General features: G+C 63.5%; 4 protein-coding genes. 3 read left to right on the top strand and 1 reads right to left on the bottom strand.

Annotated features, from left to right (window positions below):
• Positions 1-582 (bottom strand): aminotransferase class III-fold pyridoxal phosphate-dependent enzyme (locus tag Q8N40_RS16070; protein WP_305712504.1); only part of this gene is annotated, 582 nt, incomplete at its 3' end.
• 252 nt (positions 583-834) lie between these two features.
• Between Q8N40_RS16070 and Q8N40_RS16075 the strand changes: the two genes are divergently transcribed.
• The 3 genes from Q8N40_RS16075 to dctP form a co-directional block, all read left to right on the top strand.
• Entirely contained in the window at positions 835-1,470 is a 636-nt protein-coding gene (locus Q8N40_RS16075) for a TRAP transporter small permease subunit (RefSeq protein ID WP_305712505.1), read from the top strand.
• Positions 1,467-2,765 carry a TRAP transporter large permease gene (locus Q8N40_RS16080; protein WP_305712506.1) on the top strand — a complete coding sequence of 433 codons (1,299 nt, stop codon included), beginning with the start codon at positions 1,467-1,469 and terminating at the stop codon, positions 2,763-2,765. Before Q8N40_RS16075 ends, Q8N40_RS16080 begins: the two co-directional genes overlap by 4 nt.
• 41 nt (positions 2,766-2,806) lie before the next feature.
• Positions 2,807-3,594 (top strand): TRAP transporter substrate-binding protein DctP (gene dctP / locus Q8N40_RS16085; protein WP_305712507.1); only part of this gene is annotated, 788 nt, incomplete at its 3' end.

The following is a 3,594-nucleotide window of genomic DNA, read 5'->3' on the forward strand; positions in this document are numbered from 1 at the left end:
GAAGGGAATGGTGATGACGTCGGCCAGCACATTGTCCGGCGTGCCCTTCGCATAGGCGACCGAAACCGGGGCGTTGCGGCCCCAGGCTTCCGGAGTGGGATCGAGGCTGACTTCGGCATAGTCATAGGAGCCGTGATAGGCACCCTCGCACTTGGCTATTTTCGGCCGCCTCGTGAAGGCACGCGCGGCCTTCAGCGCCATCATCACGGCTTCGGTGCCGGAATTGGTGAAGCGCACCTGCTCCACCGACGGCAGCCGCGCCGCCAGCAATTCGGCGAGATCGATCTCGGACTCCGTCGGCAGCCCGAACGCCGATCCCAACGCGAGCTGCCTGGTCGCCGCCGCCAGCAGCGCCGGATGGGCGTGACCGTGGATCAGCGCGGTGAAATTGTTGATGCAGTCGATGTATTCGTGGCCGTCGACATCGAACACCCGGCAGCCCTCGCCGCGCGCGGCATAGATCGGGTACGGCTTCATGAACACGGTGGTGCGGGTGTTGCCGCCGGGCAGGCTCGACAGCGCGCGGGTGTAGAGGTGCTGGGAGCGGGAATTTGGATCGGGAAACATCTTGGGCTTGTCCACGGCGGTATTGCTGATCGGGCTTATGCACTAACACTGCGGCGGGCGATCCTGCCATCTTATTGAGCAGATGCGGTACCCAGGGAATGCATATGGACAACTAAAACGGCGATCGCTGCGTGCGATCGATCCTCGTTTGACGACCGCCTGCGGAATCCCTACCGTCCCCGGCAAGCCGCATCCGCGGCCCTGTGCCCATGGAATGCAAACGACCCCGGTGCCTATGGCTCGACCGAGCGCGACAGAAAAAAATCCATGAGCGCCCCCGATCCGCTGCTGCCCGACGAGCCCTGGCCCCAACGCGTCTCCCGGATTTTCGCCTGGCTTGCCGGCGGCTGTATCCTGTTCGGCTGCGGCGCGCTGATTTCGGTCGATGTCGTCACACGCTTCATCTTCAGGCGCGGCATGATCGAGAGCTTCGAAATCTCGGGCTACATGCTCGCGGCCTGCATCGGTCTCGGCCTCGCCTTCACCGTTACCTCGAAGTCCAACATCCGGGTCGACATCCTGCTCGACGCCTTGCCCTATCGGCTGCGCGCCGCCTGCGACTTGCTGGCGGCCTTTGCGCTCGCGGTCATCGCCGTGGCGCTGGTGTGGTTCTGCTGGAAAACCCTGGCGCAATCGTGGAGCATGAATGCAAGGTCGACCTCCATCATGCAGACCCCGATGGTGCTGCCGCAGGGCATCTGGTGGATCGGACTGTTCTGGTTCGCTTTCATGGCCATGCTGCTGCCGTTGCAGGCCATCCTGCGGTTTCTGGCCGGAGACCAGCGCGGCTTCGACAAAATGATCGGCAGCCTGCGTGTTTCCGACGAACTGGAACAGGCCGGTATCGATATGGCCAAAATCGAGGCGAAGACTGAGCCGAAGCCGGAGGCGTCGCAGCCATGATCGGCACCGCATTCAGCCTGCTGATCGGCCTGATGGCGCTCAGCCTGCCGGTCGCCGCCGCGCTCGGGATCATGGGCTATGTTCTGTCGCAGAAATACGCGTTCTTTCCGCTGACCGGCGCGCTTGGTGAGCTGGCCTGGAATACCTCGAACGACTTCATCCTGATCGCCGCCCCCATGTTCATCATGATGGGCGAGCTGATGCACCGCTCCGGCATGAGCGAGCGTCTGTTCACCGCGCTCGCGCCGTGGTTTGCGCGAATTCCGGGCCGCCTGATCCACACCAACATTGCCGCCAGCGCCATCTTCGCCGCCACCTCGGGTTCATCGGTGGCGACCGCGGCGACCATCGGCACGGTGGCGATCCCCAACATGGCGAAGGGCGGCTACAATCCGCCGCTGTTCCTCGGTTCGATCGCCGCCGGCGGTACGCTCGGGATCCTGATCCCGCCATCCATCAACATGATCATCTATGCGGTGTTGACCGACACGTCGGTGGCCCAGCTCTACGCCGCGGGGTTCATTCCCGGCTTCATGCTGGCGGGGCTGTTCTCGCTGATGGTGTTCGCCATCGCGCTCTGGCGGCCGGGGCTGGCCGGCCCCGCCGTCGAGACCGCCGGACTGTGGCCGCAACGGATCGCCGGGCTGAAACATCTGGTGCCGCCGCTCGGCCTGTTCCTCATCGTGGTCGGCTCCATCTACATCGGCATAGCCACCCCGACCGAGGCGGCGGCGCTCGGATTGATGGCGACGCTGGGCCTCGTGGCGGCCAATGGCCAACTGACCTTGCCGGTGCTGGTCCGCGCCTTCGAAGGAACGGTGCGAACCACCTGCATGATCATGTTGATCATCATCGCCGCCTTTTTCCTGAACTTCGTGATGGTCTCGATCGGCCTGGTCAAGGCGGTGACCGATTCAGTGCTGTCGCTCGGCTTGCCGCCGTGGGCGATGCTGCTCGCGATCATCGCGTTTTATCTGGTGCTCGGCTGCTTCATGGAAACGCTGTCGATGATGATCGCCACCACGCCGGTGGTGGTGCCCGTCATCACCGCCATGGGCTACAGCCCGATCTGGTGGGGCATCATCTTCGTGATCCTGATGGAGGCGGCGCTCATCACCCCGCCGGTCGGCCTGAACCTGTATGTGGTCCAGTCCGTACGCGGACCCGGGCCGTTCTCGGACCTGTGCATCGGCTCCCTTCCATTTGTCGGCGCAATGATCATGATGATCGGCATCCTGATTGCTTTCCCCGAGCTCGCGCTGTGGCTGCCGAGCCTGCTGCAACCGACGAAATAGCCGGCCGACCAGGCCGGCCAAGCCCTCAAGGAGACCTGATCATGTCGAAACGACCCGTTCTTGCCGCGCTTGCCGCAACTGCTGCCATCGGCCTCGCGCCGCTGCCCGTGGCGGCCCAGACCCAGGGATTGCCCGCAACCTCGTTCAACGTGGTCGGCAGCATTGGCAATCTGTCGATGTATCTCAACCGCGAAGTACCGTTCTGGAACGAGACGGTGCCGAAGGAATCCGCCGGTGCGATCAAGGTCCAGCTGAAATCCTTTACCGAACTCGGCCTGAAGGGGCCCGAAATCTTCCGGCTGGTGTCTTCAGGCACACTGCAATTCGCCACCACCGTCCTGAACTACAATTCCGGCGAAGTGCCGATGAACGAGGCGGCCGACCTGGTCGGCCTGGTCGGCTCGGTGGAGGAATTGCAGAAGACCATCGAGGTGCTGCGCCCGAGCTATGCCAAATTCCTCGAGGAGAAGCACGGCTTGAAGCTGCTCGGCTTCGGCACCTATCAGGCCCAGGTGATCTACTGCCGCGATGCCTTCACCAACGTCGCCGACCTGAAGGGACGCAAGGTGCGCGCGTCCGGCGCCTCGCAGCAGGCATTCGTCTCCCACATCGGCGGCTCGCCGATCACCATTGCGTTCGCCGAAGTGCAACCGGCGCTCGGCAGCGGCGTGATCGATTGCGCCATCACCGGCGCGCTGTCCGGCTACCGCTCGAAGTGGCATGAATCGGCCAAATTCATTTCGCCGATGCCGATCAATTTTGGCCTCGCCGCCCACTTGGCCAATCTCGCATGGTGGAAAACGCTGGACCCGAAGGTGCAGGCGTTCCT

The sequence above is a fragment of the Bradyrhizobium sp. genome (genome assembly GCF_030693485.1).
In the GTDB taxonomy this organism is placed as follows: Bacteria; Pseudomonadota; Alphaproteobacteria; order Rhizobiales; family Xanthobacteraceae; genus Bradyrhizobium.

Coding starts and splice junctions, on each gene's coding strand:
- Q8N40_RS16075 (WP_305712505.1), top strand. CDS start 835: ATGAGCGCCCCCGATCCGCTGCTGCCCGACGAGCCCTGGCCCCAACGC.
- Q8N40_RS16080 (WP_305712506.1), top strand. CDS start 1,467: ATGATCGGCACCGCATTCAGCCTGCTGATCGGCCTGATGGCGCTCAGC.